Origin of the sequence: Falsiroseomonas oryzae, from assembly GCF_027856955.1 — a bacterium.
Lineage (GTDB): Bacteria > Pseudomonadota > Alphaproteobacteria > Acetobacterales > Acetobacteraceae > Falsiroseomonas > Falsiroseomonas oryzae.
The window spans coordinates 1-3193 of record NZ_JAPSMD010000530.1 but is presented as its reverse complement, the minus strand read 5'-3'; the positions used below and the strand labels follow the sequence as shown (position 1 = coordinate 3193).

Genomic DNA, 3193 nt, shown 5'->3' with positions numbered 1-3193 from the left:
AGCGCCCGCGCCGGTGGCCGGCAAGCCGGGGGCGCCGCCGCCCGCACCGCCAGGCGGCACCGGCCGCACGCTGTCCACCGGAACGGGCTTCGTCGTGGCACCGGGACGCGCGCTGACCAACCAGCACGTCATCGACGGCTGCCGCGGCGTCCGGCTGCGCACCTCGGGCGGGGCGGAGATGAACGCCCGTGTGCTGGCGGCGGATCGCGACCGCGACCTGGCGCTGCTGGAGGTGCCCGCGGAGGCGGGGCCGGCGCTGCCCTTCCGCCGCGACGGCAACGTCCGCCGCGGCGAGGGCGTGGTGACCTACGGCTTCCCGCTGGCTGGCATCCTCTCCTCCGGGCCGACCCTGACCACCGGGGAGATCTCGGCGCTGGCGGGCCTCGCGGACAACCAGCGGCAGTATCAGATCAGCGCCCCGGTGCAGCCCGGCAATTCCGGCGGGCCGCTGCTGGACCTGGCGGGCAACGTGGTCGGCGTGATCGTCTCCAAGCTCAATGCGCAGCGCATCGCGCAGCGCACCGGCGACATCCCGCAGAACGTCAACTTCGCGGTGAAGGGCACCGAGGCGCTGGACTTCCTGCGCCGCAACGGCGTGCAGCCGCGGCTGGCGGAAGGCACGCCGCGCAGCGCGGCGGAAGTCGGCGAGACCGCCCACCCCTCCGTGCTGTTCCTGCGCTGCCTGGGTTAGCCGGCCTCGTCCAGCCAGCCGCCGAGCGCCGCATTCACCGCCGCCGGCTGCTCCATGGAGGGCAGGTGCCCGGCATCGGCGAAGCGCGCCAGGCGGGCGCCGGGGATGAGCGCCGCCATCTCCTCCGCCAGTTCGGGCGGGGTCAGCGCGTCCTCCGCGCCGACGCCGACCAGGGTGGGCACGGCGATGCGCGGCAGGTCGGGGCGCGAATCCACGCGGTGCATGATGGCGCGCTGCTGCCGGTGGAAGGCGGGGCGGCCGACGCGCTCCGCCATGGCCATCACCTCCGCGCCGAGCGGCCCGGACACGTTCGCGGGATGCAGCAGCTGGGGCAGCAGCCGCGGCGTGACACCCCGGAACATGCCGCTTTCCGACAGGGCCAGCAGGGCGCGGCGCCGCCGGGTCTGCTCAGCCGTGTCGGGCCGGGCGGAGGTGTCGAGCAGCGCCAGCCGCGCCACGCGCTGCGGCGCGCGCCGCATGATCTCCAGCGCGACATAGCCACCCATGGACAGCCCGCAGACCGACAGCACCGCGTCCGGCGGCACGGCGCGCAGCGCACGTTCCGCCATGGCGCCGATGGTCTCGTCATGCGCGAGGTCGGCGACGACGCAGCGCGTTCGGGCCGAGAGGAACGCGACCTGGTCGCGCCAGAGGCGCGCATCGCACAGCAGGCCGGGCAGGAAGAGCAGCACGGGCGGGGTCATGCCGCGACCCTGCTGCGCCCGATCCGGGGCAGCAAGCCCCGCCGCCGGGGCCCAAGCTTGATTTTCCGGGCGCCGCGGCGCATATGGCCGACGTTCCACCAGCCTCCGCGCGCCGGTCATTGCGCCCGTGGGGCGACCCTGCCGCCGCCTGCCCGACCGGGGCGCGCGGCTCCGCCAGGCCAGAGGCCGTTAGAGAACCGACGTTGACCGACCAGAGCGACGCCACCGCCCCGCGCGCGGGCGAGCCCGAGCACACCGCCGCCCCCACCGAGCCATCCGCCCCCGCGGAGGCGCTGCCCGTGACTGCCGCGCCGGACAACGCGCCGGCGGAGGCCATCCACGCGGAGGGGTCGGCCGAGGACGCGTACGAGGACGACGGCCGCGAGGACGAGACGTCCTCCGACGATGACGACGACTCGGACGAGGAGGGCGACGACCCGGACGAGGACGAGGTCTCCGACGAGGACGAGGTCTCCGACGAGGACGAGATCGGCCCGACGGAGGAGGACGAGGCGCTCGCCGAGGCGGCCGCCAAGACCACCTTCGCCGATCTCGGCCTCTCGGAGCCGATCCTGCGTGCCGTGGGAGAGGCAGGTTATCTCTACCCCACGCCGATCCAGGAACAGGCCATCCCCATCGTGCTGATGGGCCGGGACGTGCTGGGCGTGGCGCAGACCGGCACCGGCAAGACCGCCGGCTTCACCCTGCCCATGCTCGACATCCTGGCGGGCTCCCGCGCCAAGGCGCGCATGCCGCGCAGCCTGATCCTGGAGCCGACGCGCGAGCTGGCGCTGCAGGTGGCCGAGCAGTTCGTGAAGTACGGCAAGCACCTGAACCTGAACCACGCGCTGCTGATCGGCGGCGAGAGCATGAACGACCAGCGCGACGTGCTGGAGAAGGGCGTGGACGTGCTGATCGCCACGCCCGGCCGCCTGCTCGACCTGTTCGACCGCGGACGCATCCTGCTGGCCGACTGCAAGGTGCTCGTCATCGACGAGGCCGACCGGATGCTCGACATGGGCTTCATTCCGGACGTCGAGAGGATTGTCTCCTTCCTGCCGAAGATGCGGCAGACGCTGTTCTTCTCCGCCACCATGGCGCCGGAGATCCGGCGCCTGGCCGACGCCTTCCTGCAGAACCCGCGGGAGATCACCGTCTCGCGCGCGGCGAGCGTGGCGGTCACCATCACGGCGGGCCTGGTCTGGGTGCGCGAGCACGACAAGCGCGAGGCGCTGCGCCGCCTGCTGCGCAAGGAGGAGGTGCAGAACGCGCTGATCTTCTGCAACCGGAAGATCGACGTGAACATCCTCTACAAGTCGCTCAAGAAGCATGGCTTCTCGGTCGGCGAGCTGCACGGGGACATGGACCAGTCGCAGCGCTTCGCGACCCTGAACCGCTTCAAGGCGGGCGACATCAAGCTGCTGGTCTGCAGCGACGTCGCGGCGCGCGGCCTCGACATCGGCGGGCTGTCGCACGTGTTCAACTTCGACGTGCCCTTCCACGCCGAGGACTATGTCCACCGCATCGGCCGCACCGGTCGCGCGGGGCGCGAGGGCAACGCCTACACGCTCTCCGCGCCGGAGGATGCGAAGTCCCTCGCGGCGATCGAGAAGCTGACCGGCAAACCGATCCCGCGGATGGAGATCGACGGTCTCGATCCGGTGACGCCCGAAGAGATCGCGGAGGGCGCCAAGGCCCGCCGCGGCCGCGGCGGCAAGGTGATGGGACGCGGCGGGCCGGATCGTGCCCGCGGCCGCGGCGACGACCGCGGGCGGCGCGACGACCGGCGTGACGGGGG

At 73.0% G+C, this 3193-nt stretch carries 3 protein-coding genes; 2 read left to right on the top strand and 1 reads right to left on the bottom strand.

Going from position 1 to position 3193, the window contains the following annotated elements:
* The coding region (locus OZN99_RS28305; RefSeq protein ID WP_270938561.1) for a S1C family serine protease at nt 1-691 on the top strand (691 nt) is incomplete at its 5' end.
* On the opposite strand, the gene OZN99_RS28300 is transcribed toward OZN99_RS28305, so the two are convergent.
* Nucleotides 688-1395, bottom strand: coding sequence for an alpha/beta fold hydrolase (locus OZN99_RS28300; protein ID WP_270938560.1), 708 nt, complete (start codon nt 1393-1395; stop codon nt 688-690). The genes OZN99_RS28305 and OZN99_RS28300 overlap by 4 nt on opposite strands.
* 83 nt (nt 1396-1478) lie before the next feature.
* Between OZN99_RS28300 and OZN99_RS28295 the strand changes: the two genes are divergently transcribed.
* Nucleotides 1479-3193, top strand: a 1715-nt coding sequence (locus OZN99_RS28295; protein WP_408611963.1) for a DEAD/DEAH box helicase, incomplete at its 3' end; no start/stop codon positions are given.

Coding starts and splice junctions, on each gene's coding strand:
- OZN99_RS28300 (WP_270938560.1), bottom strand. CDS start 1,395: ATGACCCCGCCCGTGCTGCTCTTCCTGCCCGGCCTGCTGTGCGATGCG.